Source organism: Micromonospora sp. NBC_00330 (assembly GCF_036136635.1).
Lineage (GTDB): Bacteria > Actinomycetota > Actinomycetes > Mycobacteriales > Micromonosporaceae > Micromonospora > Micromonospora salmantinae.
The window spans coordinates 5,313,260-5,336,415 of the sequence record NZ_CP108012.1; the positions used below are offsets into that span (position 1 = coordinate 5,313,260).

General features: G+C 71.3%; 20 protein-coding genes. 9 read left to right on the forward strand and 11 right to left on the reverse strand.

Going from position 1 to position 23,156, the window contains the following annotated elements:
- Position 1 precedes the first annotated feature (1 nt).
- Positions 2-757 (reverse strand): dienelactone hydrolase family protein, encoded by a 756-nt coding sequence (locus OG598_RS24035; protein WP_328651184.1) that lies wholly within the window; start codon positions 755-757, stop codon positions 2-4.
- 152 nt (positions 758-909) lie between these two features.
- Between OG598_RS24035 and OG598_RS24040 the strand changes: the two genes are divergently transcribed.
- Positions 910-1,872: an SDR family oxidoreductase gene (locus OG598_RS24040; RefSeq protein ID WP_328651185.1), complete on the forward strand. Its 963-nt coding sequence runs from the start codon at positions 910-912 to the stop codon at positions 1,870-1,872.
- An 84-nt stretch (positions 1,873-1,956) separates the two neighbouring features.
- On the opposite strand, the gene OG598_RS24045 is transcribed toward OG598_RS24040, so the two are convergent.
- From OG598_RS24045 to OG598_RS24080, 8 genes are all read right to left on the reverse strand, one after another.
- Entirely contained in the window at positions 1,957-3,972 is a 2,016-nt protein-coding gene (locus OG598_RS24045; protein ID WP_328651186.1) for an FAD-dependent oxidoreductase, read from the reverse strand.
- A 102-nt stretch (positions 3,973-4,074) separates the two neighbouring features.
- A complete protein-coding gene (locus tag OG598_RS24050; protein WP_328651187.1) occupies positions 4,075-4,755 on the reverse strand; it encodes a response regulator in 681 nt (226 codons plus the stop codon).
- On the reverse strand, positions 4,752-7,301 hold the full coding sequence (locus tag OG598_RS24055) for a sensor histidine kinase (protein ID WP_328651188.1): 2,550 nt from the start codon (positions 7,299-7,301) through the stop codon (positions 4,752-4,754). Before OG598_RS24055 ends, OG598_RS24050 begins: the two co-directional genes overlap by 4 nt.
- Positions 7,302-7,374: 73 nt before the next feature.
- Positions 7,375-8,256: a potassium-transporting ATPase subunit C gene (locus tag OG598_RS24060; protein WP_328651189.1), complete on the reverse strand. Its 882-nt coding sequence runs from the start codon at positions 8,254-8,256 to the stop codon at positions 7,375-7,377.
- On the reverse strand, positions 8,256-10,451 hold the full coding sequence (gene kdpB, locus OG598_RS24065; RefSeq protein WP_328651190.1) for a potassium-transporting ATPase subunit KdpB: 2,196 nt from the start codon (positions 10,449-10,451) through the stop codon (positions 8,256-8,258). Before kdpB ends, OG598_RS24060 begins: the two co-directional genes overlap by 1 nt.
- A 20-nt stretch (positions 10,452-10,471) precedes the next feature.
- Positions 10,472-12,127, reverse strand: coding sequence for a potassium-transporting ATPase subunit KdpA (kdpA, locus tag OG598_RS24070; RefSeq protein WP_238681997.1), 1,656 nt, complete (start codon positions 12,125-12,127; stop codon positions 10,472-10,474).
- Entirely contained in the window at positions 12,127-12,216 is a 90-nt protein-coding gene (gene kdpF / locus OG598_RS24075) for a K(+)-transporting ATPase subunit F (protein WP_036410889.1), read from the reverse strand. Before kdpF ends, kdpA begins: the two co-directional genes overlap by 1 nt.
- 391 nt (positions 12,217-12,607) lie before the next feature.
- The gene (locus OG598_RS24080) at positions 12,608-13,648 is read right to left on the reverse strand and encodes a TRM11 family SAM-dependent methyltransferase (RefSeq protein WP_328651191.1); all 1,041 of its coding nucleotides are present in this window, start codon (positions 13,646-13,648) and stop codon (positions 12,608-12,610) included.
- Positions 13,649-13,720: 72 nt separating this feature from the next.
- Here OG598_RS24080 and OG598_RS24085 point away from each other — a divergent pair, with 72 nt between their 5' ends.
- A complete protein-coding gene (locus OG598_RS24085) occupies positions 13,721-14,635 on the forward strand; it encodes a zf-HC2 domain-containing protein (RefSeq protein ID WP_328651192.1) in 915 nt (304 codons plus the stop codon).
- Positions 14,636-14,755: 120 nt separating this feature from the next.
- Here OG598_RS24085 and OG598_RS24090 read toward each other — a convergent pair whose 3' ends face one another.
- Both OG598_RS24090 and OG598_RS24095 read right to left on the reverse strand, forming a co-directional pair.
- Complete coding sequence (locus OG598_RS24090) at positions 14,756-15,400, reverse strand: TetR/AcrR family transcriptional regulator (protein WP_328651193.1); 645 nt, start codon at positions 15,398-15,400, stop codon at positions 14,756-14,758.
- A 107-nt stretch (positions 15,401-15,507) separates the two neighbouring features.
- Entirely contained in the window at positions 15,508-15,765 is a 258-nt protein-coding gene (locus tag OG598_RS24095) for a hypothetical protein (protein WP_328651194.1), read from the reverse strand.
- 159 nt (positions 15,766-15,924) lie between these two features.
- Here OG598_RS24095 and OG598_RS24100 point away from each other — a divergent pair, with 159 nt between their 5' ends.
- The 7 genes from OG598_RS24100 to OG598_RS24130 all read left to right on the forward strand — a co-directional run bounded on the left by OG598_RS24100 (position 15,925) and on the right by OG598_RS24130 (position 23,120).
- Entirely contained in the window at positions 15,925-16,143 is a 219-nt protein-coding gene (locus OG598_RS24100) for a helix-turn-helix transcriptional regulator (protein ID WP_328651195.1), read from the forward strand.
- Positions 16,144-16,341: 198 nt separating this feature from the next.
- A complete protein-coding gene (locus OG598_RS24105; protein WP_328651196.1) occupies positions 16,342-16,488 on the forward strand; it encodes a hypothetical protein in 147 nt (48 codons plus the stop codon).
- 159 nt (positions 16,489-16,647) lie between these two features.
- Positions 16,648-17,814 carry an acyl-CoA dehydrogenase family protein gene (locus OG598_RS24110; RefSeq protein ID WP_328651197.1) on the forward strand — a complete coding sequence of 389 codons (1,167 nt, stop codon included), beginning with the start codon at positions 16,648-16,650 and terminating at the stop codon, positions 17,812-17,814.
- Entirely contained in the window at positions 17,804-19,018 is a 1,215-nt protein-coding gene (locus tag OG598_RS24115) for an acetyl-CoA C-acetyltransferase (RefSeq protein WP_328651198.1), read from the forward strand. The genes OG598_RS24110 and OG598_RS24115 overlap by 11 nt, the downstream gene beginning before the upstream one ends.
- A gap of 14 nt (positions 19,019-19,032) precedes the next feature.
- On the forward strand, positions 19,033-21,189 hold the full coding sequence (locus tag OG598_RS24120; RefSeq protein ID WP_328651199.1) for a 3-hydroxyacyl-CoA dehydrogenase NAD-binding domain-containing protein: 2,157 nt from the start codon (positions 19,033-19,035) through the stop codon (positions 21,187-21,189).
- The gene (locus OG598_RS24125) at positions 21,186-22,322 is read left to right on the forward strand and encodes a CaiB/BaiF CoA transferase family protein (protein WP_328651200.1); all 1,137 of its coding nucleotides are present in this window, start codon (positions 21,186-21,188) and stop codon (positions 22,320-22,322) included. Before OG598_RS24120 ends, OG598_RS24125 begins: the two co-directional genes overlap by 4 nt.
- A 66-nt stretch (positions 22,323-22,388) precedes the next feature.
- Positions 22,389-23,120: a DUF3800 domain-containing protein gene (locus tag OG598_RS24130; RefSeq protein ID WP_328651201.1), complete on the forward strand. Its 732-nt coding sequence runs from the start codon at positions 22,389-22,391 to the stop codon at positions 23,118-23,120.
- Positions 23,121-23,156 lie beyond the last annotated feature (36 nt).

Below are 23,156 nucleotides of genomic sequence, written 5' to 3' on the forward strand. Positions count from 1 at the left end.
GTCAGCTGGCCGGCAGGGTGCGGTCCAGGAGGTCGAACAGGGCGGCCCAGTGACGCTCGGTGGCCTGCTCGTCGTACGCCGGGGTGTCGGCCATGGTGTAGCCGTGGTGTGCTCCGGTGTACACCTCGGAGCGGTAGCGCACGCCCGCGGCGTCGAGCGCCTCCTCCAGCGTGGCGATCTGCTCGGGCGTCATCGACTGGTCGGCGTCGGCGTGCCCGAAGTACACCTCGCCGGTGATCGAGGCGACGCCCCGGTGCGGGCTGTCCGGCGCCTCGGTGACGATCCGCCCGCCGTGGAAGCTCGCGATCGCGGCGATGCGGTCCGGGTGCGCCTCGATGGCCCGCAGCGCGTTCGTGCCGCCCATGCAGTAACCGGTGATCGCGACCGGGCCCGGTCGGACGTCGTCGCGGGCGGCCAGGAAGTCGAGGAACGCGGCGGTGTCCCGGCTGATCACCTCGGGGGTCAGCGCACCGACCAACGGCATGATCTTCTCGAAGAGCGCACCGCGCTGGTCGGCCTCGCCGAGCCGGGACAGGTCGAACAGGGGTGCCCGACCGGCCCGGTAGAACAGGTGGGGCGTCAGCACCAGGTAGCCGCGCTCGGCGATCCGCTCGGCCATCTCGACCAGGCGCGGGCGCGGCCCGAAGGCGTCCATGAAGAGCAGCACGGCCGGGAACGGGCCGTCGCCGTCCGGTCGGGTCAGACTCGCGTCCGCCACTCCGTCGCTGGTCGGGATGTCCACCGTCGTCGTCAGCACCGTGCCTCCTCGTACGCCGATCTTGGTCCGTTCGGAACGTTACTCGCCGGGACGGCGAGTACGGCACCGGTCCGTCAGCCACTGACTGCCGATCCCTGGACAAGGCCACCCTGGGCGGTGGCCGGAGCCTGACCCAGTGTTGGTGGCGACCAATGAAGGACACCGTTGACCTGGGGGTTGTCGTGCTCGACCTAACCGTTCCGGAGCTGACCGGAAAGCTCGCCGTGGTGACCGGTGGCAGCGACGGGCTGGGCCTCGGCCTGGCCGCCCGGCTGGCGCGCGCCGGCGCCGAGGTGGTGCTGCCGGTCCGCAACCCGGCCAAGGGCACCGCCGCGCTGGAGGCCGTCCGGGCCGCCGCACCGGGTGCCGTCGTGTCGACCCGGCCGCTGGACCTCGCCTCGCTGGGGTCGGTGGCCGCGCTGGCCGACACGCAGCTCGGCGAGGGCCGACCGATCCACCTTCTCATCAACAACGCGGGCGTGATGGCGCCTCCCACCCGACATGCCACCGCGGAGGGCTTCGAGCTCCAGTTCGGCACCAACCACCTCGGCCACTTCGCGTTGACCGGACGGCTGTTGCCGCTGCTTCGGGCGGGGCAGGCCCGCGTCACCACGATGTCGAGCAGCGCCGCACGCTCCGGCCGGCTGGACTGGGACGACCTCCAGAGCAACCGCAGGTACGCGTCGATCCGCGCCTACAATGCCTCGAAGCTGGCCACCCTGCACTTCGGGCTGGAACTCGACCGGCGCAGTCGGGCCGGCGACTGGGGCATCGTGAGCAACGTCGCCCACCCGGGCACCACCATGACCAACCTGTACGCGTCCGGCCCCAATCTGGGCCGCAGCCGCCCCTCGCTGCACCACTCGATCATGAGTCGGCTGGCCCGCTGGGGGATCCTGGTGCATTCGGTGGATGCTGGGCTGCTTCCTGCCCTGTACGCGGCCACCAGCCCACAGGCGCAGGGCGGCCGGTTCTACGGCCCGGACGGTCTGGGCCAGTTCACCGGCGCACCAACCGAGTTGACCGTCTACCGCTCGGCGCGCAGCACCGACGACGCCGCCCAGCTCTGGGCCGCCTCGGAGCGGCTGGTGGGCGTCGAGTACCCCGGCAACTGATTGGGGCGTTTCGCCGTTCCGGTGCGCGACCTGCCGGGACGGCTGGTGCCCCGGAGCTGCTGGTCGTCGGGAGGGGCGCGGCGTTCAGGCACGCACGAAGCGCACCGCGTCCGCGACCACGTGGCCGTCGGTGTCCTCGGTGCGGATCAGCACGCTTCCGTCGCTGCCCGCAGTGAACTGGTAGGTGCCCAGCGGCACCCACTGGCCGCCGGACTGTCGCTGGTTGACCGTCCGGGTGACCAACCCCCCGGAGTACGCGATGTCCACCGGCACGTTCGTCGCGCGGTTCGGGTCCGCGGTCCAGCGCAACTGCACTGTCCACGACCCGGAGGCGGGCAGTGAAGGGCGGAACCGCAGCCGGTTGACGCCCTTGGCGGTGTTGCCGTCGTGCTCGTAGTCCGGGCCGTAGTAGCCGCCGATGCTGGTGCTGCGCAGCCACGTCCCGGCCCGGGTGATGCCGCTGGACGCGGCGTTGTCCAGGATCACCTCGCTGGTGGAGCCCCACTCCAGCACCGCGCCGTCCTGGCGCAGCCGGGTCTGTAGGGCGGGCACGGAGACGGCCTGCACGGCGAGGTTCCCGGCGAGCGCCAGGGACGCCGCTGTGGCAGCGGCCTGACCGAGGATCATGAACACGGGTTCCATCCGGATCGAGCCGTACGCGATGTGACTCGACGAGAGGCAGACCGGCACCAGCAGGTTGGCACACTGCGCCTGGTGCGGCACTATCGCGCGGTAGCTCACCGGGTACGGCGCCGGCACGCCGATCTGCACGTCTCCCTCGTTGCGCACCTTGCCGTCGACGACCACCCGCTGACAGTTGTGCGAGTCCATCGTGTAGCTGGCCAGGCCCACCGAGTCGGCGGCGCGTACCCGGCCTCGACAGTCGGCCTCGGTCATCACGTACGCGGAGATCATCCGGCGTGCCTCGCGGATGTAGAGCATCGGTGGCCAGCCGCCGGTGCCGGTGAACTCGTCCACCGGCAGCCCCCACCGGGCCGTCGAGTCGCGTACCGACGCCGGCAGTCGGGGGTCGTTGGCCAGGAACCACATCAGCCCCTGCTGGTAGGTGCGGTGCTCCGCGATGATGCTCTCCCGCGTCGCCCAGCTCGCCGTCGGGTACGCGTAGTTGAAGCCGATGTTGTCTGTCGACACGGCCCCGTTGTTGTTGGAGTCGGTCTTCCCGCCGCCGACCGAGTGGGTGGTGAAGTACGGCCCGGTGTATCCGGCCTGGATGTGCCGCAGCAGCAGCTCGTACCGGATCGGGTCGTAGCCGGACGGCTTGCCGAACGGGATCCGGTTGGCCGCCTGGGTCAGGCACATCCGGAAGCAGTACGCCTGGATCTTGTCGTCGCCGCTGCCCTGCGGGGCGAGCGGGGTGGCGGAGATGCCCGGCAGCAGCCCGCTGGCGGGCGAGCCGGCCGTGACGTACGGGTCGATCGGGTAGGCGAACTGGTGGGTGTTGCGCGACTGCACCCCGTTGATCGTCTCGCCGTAGGTGTCGTTGGACTCCCGCCCGACGGTGAACCCCACCCCGGCCATGGCCAGCAGATCGCCCTCGTAGGTGGCGTCGACGAACACCCCGCCCCGGTAGATCGACCCGTCCTCGGTGCGCAGCTCGGTGATCCGGTTCCCGGTTCGGCCCAGGCCGGCCAGCCGGGCCTCGACGATCACTGGCACGCCCGCCTCGGCCAGCATCTCGGCGAAGACGGCGGTGGCGACGCGCGGTTCGAAGGTCATCCGCAGCGGCGACGTCGGCGTGAGGGTTCCGCCGTGGTACTTCACGTACACCCGGCGGTAGAACTCGGCGGCCAGCCCGCCGATGGACGCCTGGACGCCGGTGTCGGTGGCGCCCAGCCCGGCGGTGCTCAACCCGCCGACGTGGCCGGTGGGTTCCACCACCACTGCGGTGCGGCCGAGCCGGCGCATGGTGATCGCGGCGGCCAGCCCGCCGGAGGTGGCACCGTAGACGACCAGGTCGGCTGTGGTGATGGCGGCTCGGGCGGGGACGGCCCGGAACGGGTCGGTGAGACCGGCCAGGACGAGGCCGGCACCGCCGGCGACGAGCAGCCGGCGACGGGACAGGGGCAGGGGCACGGACACGGCGGGCTCCCGAGGGGTAACCGGTGACGGGGACGGTTACAGAAGCACGCCGCTGCCGCTGCGAAAGAAATTCTTCAATCTCTGCCGGCAGGTGTCAACGGTTCACGGCCGGTAGCGGTAACCCATTCCCGGCTCGGTGATGAGGTGGCGGGGGCGGGCCGGGTCGTCCTCCAGCTTGCGCCGCAGTTGGGCCAGGTACTGCCGCAGGTAGTTGGTCTCGTTCTGGTACTCCGGTCCCCACACGTCCTGGAGGAGCTGACGTTGGCTGACCAGCTTGCCGGGGTGACGCAGCAGCTTCTCCAGCACGCTCCACTGGGTGGGGGTCAGCTTGACCTCGATGCCGTCGTCCCTCAGCACGCTGTGGTCGGCCAGGTCGACAGTGTGCTGGCCGATCCGCAGTGCCGGCACCGCTTCACTGGGCGCGCCGAGGCGTCGGGTCACCGCGCGGATGCGGGCCAGCAACTCCTCCACCCCGAACGGCTTGGTGACGTAGTCGTCAGCGCCCGCGTCCAGCGCCGCGACCTTGTCCTCGCTGCCGGCCCGGCCGGAGAGCACGATGATCGGCACCGTGGTCCACCCGCGCAGGCCCCGGATCACCTCCACCCCGTCGATGTCGGGCAGTCCGAGGTCCAGCACCACCAGGTCGGGCGGGTGGCTGGCGGCGGCCTTCAACGCGGCCGCCCCGGTGCCGGCGACGTCCACGTCGTACCGGCGGGCGCGCAGGTTGATCCGCAGGGCACGCAGGATCTGCGGTTCGTCGTCGACGACCAGGATGCGCGTCATTCCTGCGGCCCCTCCGAGCTGGTCGGCGCGGCCGGCAACCGCAGCACCATGGTGAGCCCACCGCCGGGGGTGGTCTCCGGGGTGATGCTGCCACCCATCGCCTCGGCCAACCCCCGGGACAGGGCAAGACCGAGACCGACGCCGGTCTGGTTGTCCCGGTCGCCGAGGCGTTGGAACGGCAGGAAGACGTGCTCCCACTGGTCCTCCGGAATGCCCGGCCCCCTGTCGATCACCCGTAGCTCGACCTGGCCGGCGTGGGCGCTGGCGGTGATCGTGGGCGGCTGGTCCGGCGGGCTGTACCGCAGCGCGTTGGCGACGATGTTGACCAGCACCCGTTCCAGCAGGCCCGGGTCGGCGGTGGCGGCCGGCAGGTCGGCCGGGATGTCAGTGCCGACAGTCGCGGCCGCCGGGCCAAGTTCGTCCAACGCCAGGGGTACGGCGTCCTCCAGGCCGATCGCTGTCGCCGAGATGCCCAGCACGCCCGCCTGGAGCCGGCTCATGTCCAGGAGGTTGCCGACCAGCCGGGCGAGGCGGTCCAGCGACTCCTCGGCGGTCTCCAGCAGCTCCTCGCGGTCGGACTCGTCGAACTCGATGTCGTGGCTGCGCAGGCTGGTCACTGCCGCCTTCGCGGACGCCAGTGGGGTACGCAGGTCGTGGCTGACCGCGGCGAGCAGCGCGGTGCGCATCCGGTCGGCGGCGGCGAGGGGCCGGGCGGTGGCGGCCTCCTCGGCGAGCCGTTCCTGGCGCAGAGCGACGGCGGCCTGGGCGGCGAACGCCTCGACGATCCGCCGGTCGGCGGCCTCCAGGCGCCGGCCGCTGAGCACGACGGTGATCCGGTCGTCGACCGGCACCGCCGTCTCGCCGCCGTCGGGCGTGCAGGCCGGCTGCTCGCCGACGCTGGCCACCACACACCAGGCGTGTTCCTCGCGGGCCCGTTCCGGTCGCCCGCTGGCCTCCTCGGCCAACTCCAGGACGCTCACCGCGCGCAGCCCGAAGGTCTCGCGGAGCTGATCCAGCAGGGCGGGCAGCGGACGTTCGCCGCGCAGCACACCACCGGCGACGGCGGCGAGGGTCTGCGCGTCTGCGGCGGCCCGCGCGGCTTCCCGGGTACGCCGGGCGGCCACGTCGACGATCCAGCTCACTGCGAGGGCCACGCCGACGAACACGGCCAGGGCGAGCAGGTTGTCGGCCTCGGCGATGGTCAGCGTGCGGAAGGGCGGGGTGAAGAACCAGTTGAGCAGCAGCGAGCCGCCGAGCGCGGCCACCAGGGCCGGCCACACCCCGCCGACCAGGGCGACCCCGACGACCCCGGCGAGGAACAACAGGATGTCGTTCGTCAGCGTCAGGTCGGGCAGGGTCTTCAGCAGCACTGTGAGCAGCGGCATGCCCAGCACTGCCAGGCCGAAGCCGAGCAGCCGGCGGCGTCGGGACAGCGCCGCCGGTACGGCCGCCGCCCGGCGACCCTTGCCGGCCTGCTTGTGGGTGACCAGGTGCACGTCGATCGAGCCGGAGAGCGCTGTGGTGGTCACCCCGACGCCCCGGGCGAAGATCTGCGCGAGGCGACCTCGTCGGCTGGCCCCGAGCACCAACTGGGTGGCGTTCACGCCCTGGGCGAAGTCCAGCAGCGCTGCCGGCACGTCGGTGCCGAGCACCTGGTGGTACGTGCCGCCGAGGCTCTCCACCAGCACTCGTTGCCGGGCCAACTGGGCCGGGTCGGCACCGGCCAGGCCGTCGCTACGGGCCACGTGCACGGCGAGCAGGTCGGCGCCCTTGCTGCGGGCCGCGACCCGGGCGGCCCGACGGATCAGCGTCTCGCCCTCCGGCCCACCGGTCAGCGCGACCACCACCCGTTCCCGGGCCTCCCAGGTGGCCGCGATGCCCTGCTGGCTGCGGTAGCGGTCGAGTTGCTCGTCGACCTTGTCGGCCAGCCAGAGCAGCGCCAGCTCGCGCAACGCGGTGAGGTTGCCGACCCGGAAGTAGTTGCCCAACGCGGCGTCGATCTTGTCGGGTCGGTAGATGTTGCCGTGCGCCATCCGCCGACGCAGCGCCTCCGGGGTCATGTCGACAAGCTCGACCTGCTCGGCGGCGCGGACGATCTCGTCCGGCACCGTCTCCCGCTGGGTGGTGCCGGTGATCTGCGCGACGACGTCGTTCACCGACTCCAGGTGCTGCACGTTGACGGTGGACAGCACGTCGATCCCCGCGTCGAGCAGCTCCTGGATGTCCTGCCACCGCTTGTCGTGCCGGGAACCGGGCACGTTGCTGTGTGCCAGCTCGTCGACGACCGCGATCTGTGGCCGGCGGGCCAGCACCGCGTCCAGGTCCATCTCGGTGAACGCCGCGCCGCGGTAGTCCATGCTCCGGCGGGGCACCTGCTCCAGGTCGCCGAGCATCGCGGCGGTGTGGTGACGGCCGTGAGTCTCCACGAAACCGATCACCACGTCGGTGCCGCGCGCGGCCCGCCGCTGGGCCTCCTCCAACATGGCGTACGTCTTGCCGACGCCGGGGGCGGCCCCCAGATAGATGCGCAGTTCTCCGCGTGGCACGGGACCATCCTCCCTGGTCAGATCGGCGGGAGGGGCCGCGCCCGGTCGGCACGGCCCCGCCCCGCGATGGTGCTCAGCGTGCGGCGAACTGCTTGTCGAGGGCGAGGTTGAGCTCCAGCACGTTGACGCCGGGCTCACCCATGAAGCCCAGAGCACGCCCGCTGGTGTGCTCAGTGACCAGCTTGCGGACCGCCGCCGGGTCCGCGCCGCGCTCCCGCGCGACCCGGTTCACCTGCAACTCGGCGTACGCCGGGCTGATCTGCGGGTCGAGACCGCTGGCGCTGGCGGTGACCGCGTCGGCGGGCACCGCCGGCTCGGCGGGCGCGTCGCCCCGGATCGGGGTGACCACCCCGCCGGCCGCCACGTAGTCCTCGCCGGGCTGGGCCGGCTGCACCGCGACACCCTGGTACTCGGTGACGAACGGCGTCGCCGGGGCGGCCTGGTTGACGCTGACCACCCGGGTGACAGTGCCGGTCAGACCGTCCGCGCGGAAGACCGCGAGCACGGCGCCCACCCCGTCGTCGGTGCAGTAAGGGCGCCGGCCGTCGACGCCGTTGAGCTCGCCGACCGACTTGCTGCGCCCGCAGACCTGGGTGAGCAGGCTCTCGCTGGATTCCTCCGGGTCGGTGGCGATGGTGTCGACAACGCTCTCCGGGCCCAGGTTGCTGGCCGAGGTGGAGGTCGGGTCGTAGCCGTCGCCGGCGGCGGAGGGGCGGGACTGGAAGTACCGGGCGACGGGGTTGCCGTCCGCGTCGGTGAAGGACTGACCGATGAGTGCGCTGCCGACGGTCGTTCCGCCCGACGAGATCAGCGAGCCGTCGGTCTTGTGGTTGAGGCCGGGTAGCTGACCGAGCGCTACCAGGGCCAGCGGGTAGACCAGGCCGAGCAGCACTGTGAAGACGAGTACGGCGCGCAGCGCGGCGAGGTGTTGGGCGATCCAGGTGGGTAGGCGCATCACGAAATCCCCGGGATGAACTGGATGAGCAGGTCGATGAGCTTGATCCCGATGAACGGCACGACGATGCCGCCCAGTCCGTAGACCAGCAGGTTGCGGCTGAGCAGCTTCGACGCGGCGGCCGGCCGGTACCGCACGCCCCGCAGGGCGAGCGGGATCAGCGCGATGATCACCAGGGCGTTGAAGATGACAGCGGACAGGATCGCCGACTCCGGGCTGGACAACCGCATGATGTTCAGCGCGTCCAGGCTCGGGTAGAGGCCGGCGAACATGGCCGGGATGATCGCGAAGTACTTCGCGATGTCGTTGGCGATGCTGAACGTGGTCAGCGCGCCACGGGTGATCAGCAACTGCTTGCCGATCTCCACGATCTCGATCAGCTTGGTCGGGTCGGAGTCGAGGTCGACCATGTTGCCGGCCTCCTTGGCGGCCGACGTGCCGGTGTTCATTGCCACCCCGACGTCGGCCTGCGCGAGCGCCGGCGCGTCGTTGGTGCCGTCACCGGTCATCGCGACCAGCCGACCACCCTCCTGCTCCCGCTTGATCAGCGCGAGCTTGTCCTCCGGTGTCGCCTCGGCCAGGAAGTCGTCCACCCCGGCCTCGTCGGCGATCGCCTTCGCGGTACGCGGGTTGTCGCCGGTGATCATCACGGTTCGGATGCCCATCCGGCGCATCTCGTCGAACCGCTCCCGCATGCCGGACTTGACCACGTCCTTGAGGTGGATGACGCCCAACGCGCGGGCCGGCGCGCCGTCGACGTGCTCGGCGACGACCAGCGGGGTGCCGCCCGTGCCGCTGATCGCGTCCACGATCTCGCCGACCTGCTCGGTCGGGTGGCCGCCGTTCTCCCGTACCCACTTCATCACCGCTGCTGCGGCGCCCTTGCGGACCCGGCGGGCCGTGCCCACCGCGCCGGCGTCCACGCTGGCGTCCGGGGTGAGGTCGACGCCGCTCATCCGGGTCTGCGCGGTGAACGGTACGAAGGTGGCGTGCGGCATCACGCCGGGCTCGCGCTCGCGCAGCCCGAACTCGTTCTTCGCCAGGACGACCACCGAGCGCCCCTCCGGGGTCTCGTCGGCCAGGCTGGACAGCTGCGCGGCGTCGGCCAGCGCCGCGGGGTCGACCCCCTCGACCGGTACGAACTCGGCGGCCTGCCGGTTGCCCAGCGTGATGGTGCCGGTCTTGTCCAGCAGCAGGGTGTTGACGTCGCCGGCCGCCTCGACGGCCCGGCCGCTCATGGCCAGGACGTTGCGCTGCACCAGCCGGTCCATGCCGGCGATGCCGATGGCGGAGAGCAGCGCGCCGATGGTGGTGGGGATCAGGCAGACCAGCAGCGAGATCAGCACCACGCCGGTGACACCGGAGTCGGTGATCGCCCCGCTGTTCGGCGCCGCGGCCTGGTACGCCTTGGAGAAGATGGCCAGCGGCTGGAGGGTGACAACGGCCAGCAGGAAGATGACGGTGAGCGCGGCGAGCAGGATGTTCAGCGCGATCTCGTTCGGCGTCTTCTGCCGGTTGGCCCCCTCGACCAGGGCGATCATCCGGTCGATGAAGCTCTCCCCCGGTTTCTGGGTGATCTTCACGATGATCTGGTCGGAGAGCACCTTGGTGCCGCCGGTGACAGCGCTGCGGTCGCCGCCGGACTCCCGGATGACCGGGGCCGACTCGCCGGTGATGGCCGACTCGTCGACGCTGGCGATGCCCTCGACGATGTCGCCGTCGCCGGGGATGATGCCGCCGGCCTCGACGAGCACGACGTCGCCCTGGCGCAGATCCGGCGCCGGCACCGCCTCGTCGCGGTAGGTGTTGGCCCGCGCGCCCGGCTTCCAGTCGATCAGCCGGGTGGCGATGGTGTCCTTCTTCGCCTGCCGCAGGGTCGCGGCCTGGGCCTTGCCCCGACCCTCGGCGACCGCCTCGGCCAGGTTGGCGAAGACCACTGTCAGCCAGAGCCAGATGGTGATCGCCCAGGCGAACACCGACGGGTCGATGACCGCCAGGACCGTGGTGAAGGCCGCACCGACCTCCACGATCAGCATCACCGGGTTGCGCCACAGCGTGCGGGGGTCGAGCTTGCGGACCGCGTCCGGCAGGGACCGGATCAACTGCTTGGGGTCGAGCAGGCCCCCGCCGATCCGGTTGCCCTGGGTGGCGGGCGTGCCGGGGAGTTGCTCTGTCGGGGCGGACGTGACGGACATGTCCTCGTTCCTCATGGTGGTCAGAGCCCCTCTGCCAGCGGACCGAGCGCGAGCGCGGGCAGGAAGGTCAGCGCGACGAGGACCACAGTGACGCCGACGACCATGCCGATGAACAGCGGTCGGTGGGTCGGCAGGGTGCCCTCGGACGCGGGGGTGGGTGCCTGGCGGGCCAGCGAGCCGGCCAACGCGAGCACGAAGATCAGCGGCAGGAACCGGCCCAGCAGCATGCACAACCCGAGCGCGGTGTCCCACCAGGTCGTGTTGACGGTGATGCCGCCGAAGGCCGAGCCGTTGTTGTTGCTGGCCGAGGTGAACGCGTACAGCACCTCGGAGAGGCCGTGCGGGCCGACGTTGAGCGCCGTGGAGTTGTTTCCGGTGCCGAATGCCGCCGCCGTGCCGACGAGCACCAGGATCGGCGTGATCAGGAAGTAGAGCGACGCGAACTTGATCTCGCGCGACCCGATCTTCTTGCCCAGGTACTCGGGAGTGCGGCCCACCATCAGCCCGGCCACGAAGACCGTGATCACCGCGAGGATGAGCAGGCCGTACAGCCCCGAACCGGTGCCGCCCGGCGCGACCTCGCCGAGCATCATGTTGACCATCGTCATCATGCCGCCGAGCGAGGTGAACGAATCGTGGAACGAGTTCACCGCACCGGTCGAGGTGAGGGTGGTGGCGGCGGCGAAGGTGGCCGAGTTCGACACGTCGAACCGCACCTCCTTGCCCTCCATCGCCGCGCCGACCGCCTGCGGCACCGTGCCGTGGCCGGCCAGCTCGAAGATGTTGGTGATGGCGACGCTGAGGAACGCGAGGATGCCCATCACCGCGGCGATGGCGTAGCCCTGCCGGTTCTGCCCGACCATCCGGCCGAAGACCCGGGGCAGGCTGAACGGGATCAGGAAGATCAGGAAGATCTCCAGCCAGTTCGTCCAGGTGGTGGGGTTCTCGAACGGGTGCGCGCTGTTGACGTTGTAGAAACCGCCACCGTTGGTGCCCAGCTCCTTGATCACTTCCTGGCTGGCGACCGGACCACCGGTGATGGTCTGGGTGCCACCGGTCAGCGTGCTCACGTCGGTGCCGGCGGACAGGTTCTGCACCGCCCCGCCGATCATCAACGCGATGGCGCCGAGCACCGCGATCGGCAGCAGGATCCGCAGCGTGATCCGGGTCAGGTCGACCCAGAAGTTGCCGAGCTGCCCGGTGCGACTGCGGGCGAAGCCGCGTACCAACGCGACAGCCACCGCGATGCCGACCGCCGCCGAGACGAAGTTCTGCACGGCCAGGCCGGCCATCTGCACAAGGTGGCCCATCGTCGACTCACCCGAGTACGACTGCCAGTTCGTGTTGGTCACGAACGACACTGCCGTGTTCCACGCGCCGTGCGGCACCACCGGGTCGAACCCCAGCGACAGCCACAGGTGGTTCTGCACCCGCTGGAACAGGTACAGGAACAGGATCGAGACCGCGGAGAAGGCCAGCACGCTGCGGGCGTACACGCCCCAGGTCTGCTCGGCGGCCGGGTTGACCCCGACCAGTCGGAAGATGCCCCGCTCGACCCGGGACTGCTTCGTGCCGGAGACCGCCCGGAACATGTAGTCGCCGAACGGCTTGTAGACGGCGACCAGGGCCGCCACCAGCGTCAACACGAAGATGACGCCCGCTGTTGTCATGGTCATCAGAAGCGCTCCGGGAACAGCAGGGCGAACACCAGGAACGCGCCCAGGACGACCGCGAGCACCAGACCGACGGCGTTGACAGCGTTCACAGCTTCTCCACCGCCCGGACCACCAGGGCGAGCACTGCGAACAGCGCCACCGTCAGGACCACGAACACCACGTCAGACACGCTGACTCCTCAGCCGGAAAGGTTCGTCGCGACCGCCTTCCGGTCGCGCCGGGCAATCAAAGCCCCACCACCCGCCGGACGGCAGGGGTCATAACGCGACCATGACGGCGGCGAACCTTTTCTTGACGTGGTTTTCACACCCGCCCACTGAACAGGTGAAATGCGGCACAGAGCGACGGCTGATCGACTCGGGTTTCAGGAAGCGGGGGGATCAGGCGACCCCTGACACCCCGAGTTCCGGGAAGCCGAGATGATCTTCGGCTGGGCGCGCGGCTGGTGCGGGTGCGGGTGCGGGTGTGCGGCCGGCCGGATCAGGCCGGGCGGCGGGCCACCAGCACGTCGCGCATGATCGACTGGTCCACCCGGTGCCGCAGCGCGCGGTAGGGCTCGGCGTCGACAACCGTCAGGCCGGCGTCGGCCAGCGCCGCCGCCGCGTCGTCCCGACTGGCGACGTGGGTGTTCCAGGAGATCCCCAGCGCACCGCCGGGACGCAACAACCGGGCCCAGACCGGCGCGGCGTCCGCGAGCAAAGCCAGCGGGTCGCGGGTCAACCCCTGCCCAGCGGTACGACTGCCGTGCTGCACGCCGTACGGCGCGTCGGCGACGACCAGGTCCACGGTCTCCGGGCGGAAGAACTCCGCCGACCGGGCGGTGTCGGCGTTGACCACGTCCAGCAACTGCGTCTGGCCGGCCTTGTGCTCCTCGCGGGTCGGCGCCAACTCGATCCGCACCCGCCGGCCGACCACCTTGCGCTCCCGCCGCACCGGCCCCGACTCCAGCACCCGGTGCTTGACCCGCTTCTGCTTCAGCCAGGTGGTGATGAACGCCCGGTACGCCTCGACGTCCTTCTGGTCGCGCTCGATCCCGGCGGCGTCGAAGCCGTACATCAGCGCCTGGTTGAGGGTGGTGCCCCGGCCAGCTAGCGGGTCGAGCACCCGAAAGCGGCGGCTGGTCATCTCGGCGGCCCAGTCGGAGGCGAGCAGTGTGACGTTGAGCAGCAGCTTGGTGAACTGCTCATTGGTCTTGCCCGGGTACTTCTGGATGGTGAGCAGATCGTCGTCGTAGCGATCCAGACGGCTCCACTCGATCGGCCGCAACAGCTCACCGACGATCTCGAACAACGCGTACCCGGCGGAGAGGTTGCCCAGGACGGCCAGGTCACGCTCGGTCAGCCCGTCGCCGGTGAACGTGATGTACGACGCCCCTCCGACGACCTCGGTGTCCAGCTCGCCGATCCGGCCGTCCAACGCCGAGCTGCCGAAGATCTCCAGCTCGGCTCGGGTGAGGTCGACTGCGGCGCGGGCGTACACCCGATTGGTGGCGGGCAGGATCAGCAGGCCGTAACGCGTCATGATCCGGCGAGTATTCCACAACCGGTCACTGTCGCCGGGAACCGGAGCGGCTGCCGGAGCGACTACCGGTACATGGGGTGTGAGCAGTGGCGGGAGGTCCTGTCCGCGCAGCTGGACGGGGAGGAGACCGCCGCCGAACTGACGGCGGTGCAGGGGCACCTGGACGGGTGTGCCGAGTGCCGGGCCTGGTTCACGGCGGCGGCAGCGGTGACCCGTCGGGTTCGTACCCGACTGGTGGTCGAGGTGCCCGACCGGACGGCGGCGATCCTTGCCGCCGCCAACGCGGCCCCGGCCCGCCGGTCACGGTGGCGGCGCGGCCCGCTGGTCGCCGGCCAGCGGAAGGCGCCCGGACGGGGTCGGGTCGCCGCCGGGTTGCGCGCGGCGTTCGGACGCGGCCCGCTCGTCGCCGGCCTGCGGTCGGCGCTCGGGCTGCTCGGCGCTGTGCAACTGGTGCTCGGCCTGGCCCAGGTGGGCCGGGGCGCGACCGCCGACCACCTGCACCCCACCGGCCAGCACCTGTGGCACGAGTCGGCGGCGTGGAACGTGGCAGTGGGCGCGGGCTTCCTCTTCGTGGCGCTGCGCCGCAGCCCACCCGCCGGGCTGCTACCGATGCTCAGCGCGTTCGTCGGCACGTTGCTGCTGCTGTCGGTCAACGACCTGGCCACCGGTTCGGTGGGCGGGGAACGGCTGATCAGCCACGGCTTCCTGGTGGTCGGCTACCTGATCACCGTGCTGCTGTCCCGGCCCGGGCTGCGCCCCGGTGGCCCGGCACCGCAGCGGCAGCCGACACCGTCGCGCTGGCGGTTCGGTGCCGACGAGGTGGACCGGCCGCTGCGGGTGGTACGCCCCGAGTCCTATCCGGCGCAGGCCGCCGACCGGTACGCCGCCCCGGCGGCTCGTACCGGCCAGGCCGCACCGGCGGCGCATGCCGGCCAGGCCGCACCGGCGGCTCGTACCGGCCAGGCCCGCGACCGACGGGCCGCCTGAGCGGCCGGTGCCCTTCGGCGGACGGCGGTCAGCGCTGAGCGGCCCCGGCGTTCAGCGCTTGACGGCCTCGGCGTTCAGCGCTTGACGGCCTCGGCGTTCAGCGCTTGACGGCCCCGGCGTTCAGCGCTCTGGTCGCGTCGGTTCTTCGTCGGCGAGGACCTGCGGGATGACCTGTTCGACGATGGTCAGCAGGGTCGTGGTGAGCAGCAGGTGCACCTGGGCGCGGGTCAGCGCGCCACGCTGGAGCCATTCGCGGGCCGTCGAGGTGGCCAGACCCCCGTACGCCCGGACCATCCCGCGCAACTCCTCGCGGTGCTCCGCCTCGCCGGCCAGCCCGACGGCGACCAGCATGCGGTCCGCGGCGACCTCCTCGGCCTCGGCGAGCACCCGCTCCACGTCGGCGTCGCCGCCCATCCCCCGGGCGGTGACCGCCGCCAGCCACGAGGTGCTGTGCCGGGAAACCACGTCGAGGAACCAGGTGACGCTGGCGTCGACCCGGCTCCGGAGATCACCCTTGGGCAGCCGCTCCAGAGCAACCTCGGGGATGGTCACCATGACCCGGACGACCTCCAGGTAGAGGTCCTTCTTCGCACCGAAGTAGTGGTTGACCAGGCCGCGAGCGACACCTGCCTCGCGGGCGACGTCGGTGGTCGACACGTCCACGTACGGGCGCTCACCGAACAGCCGGACCGCGCAGGCCAGGATCTGCCCACGCCGGGCGTCCGGCTCCAAACGGCGGCGGCGCGGAGCCGTCTCGACACTCATCTGCCCGACCCTATCGACAGCCCACCGGTCGGCCGCCGTTCCTCACCTTGATCACTTGATGCTCAGTAGTCGTCACGGCTGCCGCTGAGCTACTCAGCATCAAGTGATCACCACAGGCCCCGGCGACGCCGGACCAGGTGCCGGCCCAGGTGGCGCAGATTGGACGCCTCGGAGTAGAGCGCCGCGTTGATCGCACCCAGGGCCACCCCGGGCGCTCGCTGCACCCGGTCGGCGTCCTGAACCACCCGGCCGATCAACGTCAGCCGACACCGGAGATCGAACAACTCCCTCCGCGCACAGTGCAGCGCTGTCTCCAGGCCCCCGACCCGCTCCCGCAACCACGCCAACTCCGTCGCCTGATCCACCACGCTCACCCTCCATTGACCACACGCACGCCGTTCAACCGGCAGCGCAACGACACACTCCAACCACCCTCAGTCACTTTCGGTTGGGAGTCAACCTTTCAGGGACCCCCAATTGGGGATCCCTGATTGGGGATCGGCGACCGTGCCTAGGTTCCAGGTGTGGGAGACAACGGGCCGGGCGAGCTGATGGGGCCGTATGAGATCGGTCAGCGGCTGAACGTCTCCCGAAGCCGGTTCCAGCAGATCGCCATGCGGCCGAGCTTCCCGAAGCCTTACCAGGAGCTGCGCGGCATGAAGGTCTGGCTGCGTGCTGATGTGGAGGCGTGGATCGCCGAGCACCGCCCGCCGCGCCCCACCGACGGCGACGAGGCCGAGTAGTTCGCCCGCCCCGCCTGGCGCCCGCCCACTCGCCGCCCGCCCGTGGCGTCTGACAACAGCGGGTTCGCGCGATTGATGCACCCACACAACCCCGCGCCCCGCACGGCGCACGCCTCGCGGCGGGGCGAGTTCCCGCAATCTTGGACAGTTTCCGTTAGCTCGTAACGGAAACTGTCCAAGATCTCCGCGCAAACGGCCATGGCGATCGATACCTCCCCGTCGGCGCGCAGCCTTCCCGGCCCGCGTGCCGCCCGGACCACCGTCGATCATGAAGTTGTGGTGGGCGATATGGCCGCGCGTTCCCTCTTTGTGACGCACCACAACTTCATGATCGACGACGTCTAGGCCAGGGCCGGCGATCTGGTGCTGCCGTAACCCCAGTCAGCCCCGGCGGATCCCGCCCGGCGGTGCCGGCTGCGGTTCCGGAACACCCCGGCGACCGAGGCGCCGAGAGCCGATCACGACTTATTGACATGCTGCCAACAGCGCGCGAGGGTGGTGCACATGCCGACCCCCCCGCCCGACGGCTCCCCCTCACAGTGGCGCGAACCGGAGCATGACGACCTGGCCGAGCTGGCCCGCACCTTCTTCACCAAGGAGGTGTTGCCGCACGCCGACCGCCTTCAGGAGCAGGGCCATCCGGACCGCGAGCACTACCGCCGCGCCGGTGAGCTGGGGCTGCTCGGCCTGTCGGTCCCGGAGGAGTACGGCGGTGGGGGCGGCGGGTTCACCCACGAGGCGGTGCTGCTGCACGAGCAGGCGTACGCCGGGGAGAGCAGCCTCGGCCTGGCCGTCCACAGTGGCATCGTCACGGGCTACCTGGTGGCGTACGGCAGCGAGGAGCAGAAGCGACGCTGGTTGCCCGGCCTGTGCAGCGGTGAGCTGGTCGGCGCGATCGCGATGACCGAGCCGGACGGTGGCTCGGATCTTCAGGCGATGCGCACGCGGGCGGTCCGCGACGGCGACGACTATCTGGTGACCGGCGCGAAGACGTTCATCACCAACGGTGGTCTGGCCGATCTGGTCATCGTGGCCGTGAAGACCGACCCCGAGCAGCGGGCGTCCGGCGTGTCGCTGCTGGTCTGCGAGGTGGGTGGCGACCCGGCGGGGTTCCGGCGAGGCCGACTGCTGTCCAAGATCGGCCTGCATGCCAACGACACGGCGGAGTTGTTCTTCGACGAGTTCCGGGTGCCGGCGGCCAACCTGCTCGGTGGCGCCGAAGGGCTGGGCTTCATCCAGCTCATGCAGCAGCTTCCGCAGGAACGGCTGGTCATCGGCGTCGGCGCGGTGGCCGCCATGGAACGGGCCGTTGCGCTGACGGTCGCGTACGCCAAGGAGCGCACCGCCTTCGGCAAGACCCTGATGGGTCACCAGAACACCCGGATGGTGCTCGCCGAGTGCGCCACCCGCGCCCGGGTCAGCCGCGTCTTCCTGGACGACTGCATCGTCCGACACACGCGTGGCGACCTGGACGTCTCCACGGCGGCGATGGCGAAGTCATGGCTCACGGACGGGCAGTGTGAGGTCGTCGACCGATGCCTTCAGCTCTTCGGCGGCTACGGCTACACGACGGAGTACCCGATCGCCCGGATGTACGCCGACGCCCGCGTCCAGAAGATCTACGGCGGCACCAACGAGATCATGAAGGAGTTGATCGCCCGTGCTCTCTGAGGCGTACGTCTATGACGCGGTCCGCACCCCGCGCGGACGCGGCCGGGACACCGGCGCGCTGCACGGGGTCAAGCCCATCTCCCTGGTGGTCGGCCTGATCGACGCGTTGCGGGAGCGCAACCCCGGCCTGGACGTCAGCCGGCTGGAGGATCTGCTGCTCGGCATCGTGACCCCGGTCGGCGAGCAGGGCGGCGACCTGGCCCGGGCCGCCGCGCTGCTGGCCGGGCTGCCCGACCAGGTGGGCGGGGTGCAGCTCAACCGGTTCTGCGCCTCCGGGTTGGAGGCGGTCAACTCCGCCGCCGCGCGGATCCGCTCCGGTTGGGAGCATCTGCTGCTCGCCGGCGGGGTCGAGTCGATGTCCCGGGTGCCGATGGGCTCCGACGGCGCGGCCTGGGCCACCGATCCGCAGACCGCGCTGGCCACGTCGTTCGTGCCGCAGGGCGTCAGCGCGGACCTGATCGCCACCCTGGAGGGCTTCACCCGCGACGACGTGGACGGCTACGCGCTGCGGTCGCAGGAGCGGGCCGCCAAGGCGTGGGCCGGCGGGTACTTCGCCCGCTCCGTGGTGCCGGTCCGCGACGGCAACGGGCTGGACATCCTCACCGTCGACGAGCACCCGCGCCCGGAGACCACCCGGGAGGCTCTGGCCAAGCTCACCCCGTCCTTCGCCACCATGGGTGAGGCGGCTGGCTTCGACGCTGTCGCGTTGCAGAAGTTCCACTGGCTGGAGGCCATCGAGCACGTCCACCACGCGGGCAACTCGTCAGGCATCGTGGACGGCGCGGCGCTGGCGCTGATCGGTTCGGAGCGGGTTGGTCGGGATCTCGGCCTCACCCCGCGCGCCCGGATCGTCGGCGCGGCGGTCACCGGCGCGGACCCGACGCTGATGTTGACCGGCCCGATCCCGGCCACCCACAAGGCGCTCGCCGTCGCCGGGCTGACAGTCGACGACATCGACCTGTTCGAGATCAACGAGGCGTTCGCCGCTGTGGTGCTCAAGTACGTCCGCGACCTGGGCCTCGACCCGGACCGGGTGAACGTCAACGGCGGCGCGATCGCGCTCGGCCATCCGCTCGGCGCGACCGGAGCGATGCTGCTCGGTACGGCGTTGGACGAGTTGGAGCGCCGCGACCTGCGCCGCGCCGTGGTGACCCTCTGCATCGGCGGCGGCATGGGCGTCGCCACCGTTCTCGAGCGCTGCTGATCCGGAGGACGACAATGACCAACACCATCCGGTACGACAGCGGCGCCGACGGCATCGTCACGCTCACACTGGACGACCCCACCCAGTCCGCAAACACCATGAACCGGGCGTACGCCGCCTCGATGAGCGCCGTGATGGACCGGCTGGAGGCCGAGAGCGATCTTGTCGGCGTCATCGTGACCAGCGCGAAGTCGACCTTCTTCGCCGGCGGCGACCTGCCCGAGATGATCCGGGCCACCCGCGCCGACGCGCCCAACCTGGCCGAGCTGCTCGGCACCATCAAGCGGGACCTGCGCCGGCTGGAGACGCTGGGCCGACCGGTGGTCGCCGCTGTCAACGGCTCCGCGCTCGGCGGTGGCCTGGAGATCGCGCTCGCCTGCCACCACCGGATCGCACTGGACGCGCCCGGCAGCCGGCTCGGGCTGCCCGAGGTGACTCTCGGCCTCCTGCCGGGGGCGGGCGGTGTCACCCGGACCGTGCGGATGCTCGGCCTGGCCGGCGCGCTGACCACAGTGCTGCTCACCGGCCGGCGGATGCGCCCGACCGATGCCCTGTCGGCCGGGCTGGTCGACGAGGTGGTCGCCACGCCCACCGAGCTGCTGGACCGGGCGCGGGCCTGGATCGCGGCGAACCCGCGCCCGACACAGCCGTGGGACCGGCCGGACTATCGGATGCCCGGCGGCACCCCCGCCAGCCGTTCGCTGGCCGCACAACTGCCCGCCTTCCCGGCGACGCTGCGCAAGCAGCTCAAGGGTGCCCGGCTACCCGCGCCCGAGGCGATCCTGGCCGCCGCCGTCGAGGGCGCCCAGGTCGACCTGGAGACCGCCCTGACCGTGGAGACCCGGCACCTGATCGGGCTGCTCACCGGGCAGGCCGCCAAGAACATGATCGGTGCGTTCTTCTTCGACCTGAAGGCCGTCAACGGTGGCGCGGCCCGACCGGCCGATGTGGACGCCGCACCGGTACGCCGGGTGGCGGTCCTCGGGGCCGGGATGATGGGCGCGGGCATCGCGTACGCCTGCGCCAAAGCCGGGCTGGACGTCGTGGTCAAGGACGTCACGCCGGAGGCCGCCGGCCGGGCCCGGGAGCACGCCGAACGGCTACTTGCCCGCGCGGTACGCAAGGGTCGCACTACCGAGGCGGACGCCCGCGCCGTACTGGACCGGATCATCACCGCCGACCAGGTGGACGCGCTGGCCGGCTGCGACGCGGTCATCGAGGCGGTCTTCGAGGACCCGGCGCTGAAACAACAGGTCTTCGCCGAGGTGCTGCCCGTCCTGGCGCCCGACGCGCTGCTCGCCTCCAACACCTCCACCCTGCCGATCACCGGCCTGGCCGCCGGCGTGGACCGGCCGGCGGACTTCATCGGCATGCACTTCTTCTCTCCGGTGGACCGGATGCCGCTGCTGGAGATCGTGGTGGGCGAGCGGACCGGGGACGTGGCGCTGGCCCGCGCGTTCGACCTGGGTCGGCGGATCGGCAAGACCCCGATCGTGGTCAACGACGGCCGGGGTTTCTTCACCAGCCGGGTGATCGGCAAGTTCATCGACGAGGCGGTCGGCATGGTCGCCGAGGGTGTCCCCGCCGCATCGGTGGAGCAGGCCGCCCTTCAGGCCGGCTACCCGACCGGGCCGCTGGCGCTGGCCGACGAGGTCAGTCTCACGCTGATCCAGCGGATCCGCCGCCAGTTCGAGGCGGCCAGCGAGGAGTTCCGCCCGCTGCCGGCGCACCGCCTGGTGGACGAGCTGGTCGACGCGTACGACCGGCCGGGACGCGCCGCCGGACGCGGCTTCTACTCCTACGACGACGGCAGCCGAGGCCGGCTGTGGCCCGGTCTCGCCGACCTGATCACCGACGCGGGTCGGGCGGTGCCGTTCACCGACCTCCAGGAGCGGATGCTCTTCGCCGAGGCGCTGGACGCGCTGCGCTGCCTCGACGAGGGGGTGCTGCGCACCGAGACCGACGCCAACATCGGCTCGATCTTCGGCATCGGCTTCCCGGCGTGGACGGGCGGGGTGATCCGCTACGTCCGGCAGTACGCGGGCGGCCCAGCCGGCTTCGCGGCCCGTGCCACCGAGTTGGCCGACCGCTACGGCGACCGGTTCACGCCCCCCGCCGACCTGGCCGACCGGCTCGCCGCCCTTCGGGCCGAACCGGCTGACGTCGCATGACGGCGGCACGCGGCGGGCCGCTGGCCGGGATACGGGTGGTCGAGCTGGCCAGCCTCGCCCCGGCGCCGTTCGGCTGCATGGTGCTCGCCGACCTCGGCGCGGACGTGGTGCGGGTGGACCGGCCGGGTGCCCCGGGAGCGGGCCGGCTGGCCGCACCGACCAGCGGGCCGTTGCAACGCGGACGGCGGGTCACCGCGCTGGACCTGAAGTCCCCCGCCGGGGTGGCGGACCTGCTGCGCCTCGCCGAGCGCGCGGACGTGCTGGTCGAGGCGTACCGGCCGGGGGTGGCCGAGCGGCTCGGCATCGGGCCGGAGGTGTGCCAGGCCCGCAACCCCCGACTGGTGTACGCGCGGATGACCGGCTGGGGTCAGGACGGCCCGCTGGCAGCCCGAGCCGGGCACGACATCGACTACATCGCGGTGGCCGGGGCGTTGGAGCCGCTGGGACGGGCCGGCGAACGCCCGTACGCGCCGATGAACCTGCTCGGCGACTTCGGCGGCGGCGGCATGCTGCTCGCCGTCGGGGTGCTTGCCGCGCTGCTGGAGCGGGAGCGCTCCGGCTTCGGCCAGGTGATCGACGCGGCGATGGTGGACGGCTCGGCGCTGCTCACCTCGTTCCTGCACGGGCTGCTCGGCACCGGCCTGTGGGCCGCCCCGCGGGGGCGCAACATGTTCGACGGCGGGGCGCCGTTCTACGACACGTACGCCACCGCCGACGGTGGATTCATGGCGGTCGGCGCTATGGAACCGGCCTTCTACGCCGTACTGCTCAGCGGCCTCGGCCTCGCCGACGACCCGGACCTGCCCGCCCAGTACGACCCGAGCGGCTGGGACGAGCTGCGCCGCCGGTTCACCGTGCGGTTCGCCGAGCGCACCCGGGACGAGTGGACGGCGGTCTTCGCCGACCTGGACGCCTGCGTCGCGCCGGTGCTCGCCCCCGGCGAGGCGCACGCGCACCCGCACAACGCGGCCCGGGGCACGTTCGTCGAGGTGGGCGGCGAGATCCAGCCGGCCCCCGCACCCCGCTTCGACCGCACGCCGACCGACCGCCCAACCCCGGCACCAGATCCGGAGCAGGACGTCCTCCCGGTAGAGGACATCCTCACCAACTGGCCGGATCAGCGAGGTGGTTAGTGGCGTATCGCGCCCGTCGGCAGGGGCGCGTCGAGCCGACCACGGCGTGTAGCGACGTCCTATCCTTTGTGGGTACTGCTCACCTATCTGGACGAGTCGTACACCGACCGGTGGTACTGGATGGGCGCACTGATGGTTCCCGACAACGTGGCCATCCCATTGAGCACCGCCCTCGACGAGGTCGTGCTCAACGCGGCGAAGGCGTACGGCGTCAACGCGGAGTCCGAGCTGCACGGGTACGACCTTTTCCAGGGGCGGGCGCACTGGAGTGGGTTGCCACCCCGTGCCCGTGTCGCCGTCTACAACGCCGCGATGAAGGCCATCGGCGCGCACGACGTGACGATCATCTTGCGCGGGGTCGACCGCCACGGCCTCGCTCGCCGTTATGCCTCCCCGAAACCTGCACACGAGGTGGTGCTGTCGCATCTCCTGGAGCGTGTCGATGGCTATGCCGCAATGCGCGAGGAACTCGCTCTGGTCATCGCCGACGAGGTGGACAACCCGGCGACTCACCGCTCTGACCTGAGCCGTTACCGCGTCGACGGCACCGGAGGCTATCGATCACGACGGCTCACCCGGATCGTCGACACGTTGCACTTCGCCCCGTCGCACGCCTCGCGGCTGGTACAGGCCGTGGATCTAGTGACCTTCCTGTATCGCCGGATGGCCAACGGCACGGGTCACGATCCACGCGAGGCGGCGGCGAACGAGAAGCTTTGGTCCTGGGTCGAGCAGAGGCGGTACCACTCATGGTGCTGGTCGCCCACGGCTCGCCAGATGCACGAAGGGCCCGCGTGAGCGGGCCCTAAGGCGGCTGCGGGAACCCTCGACCGA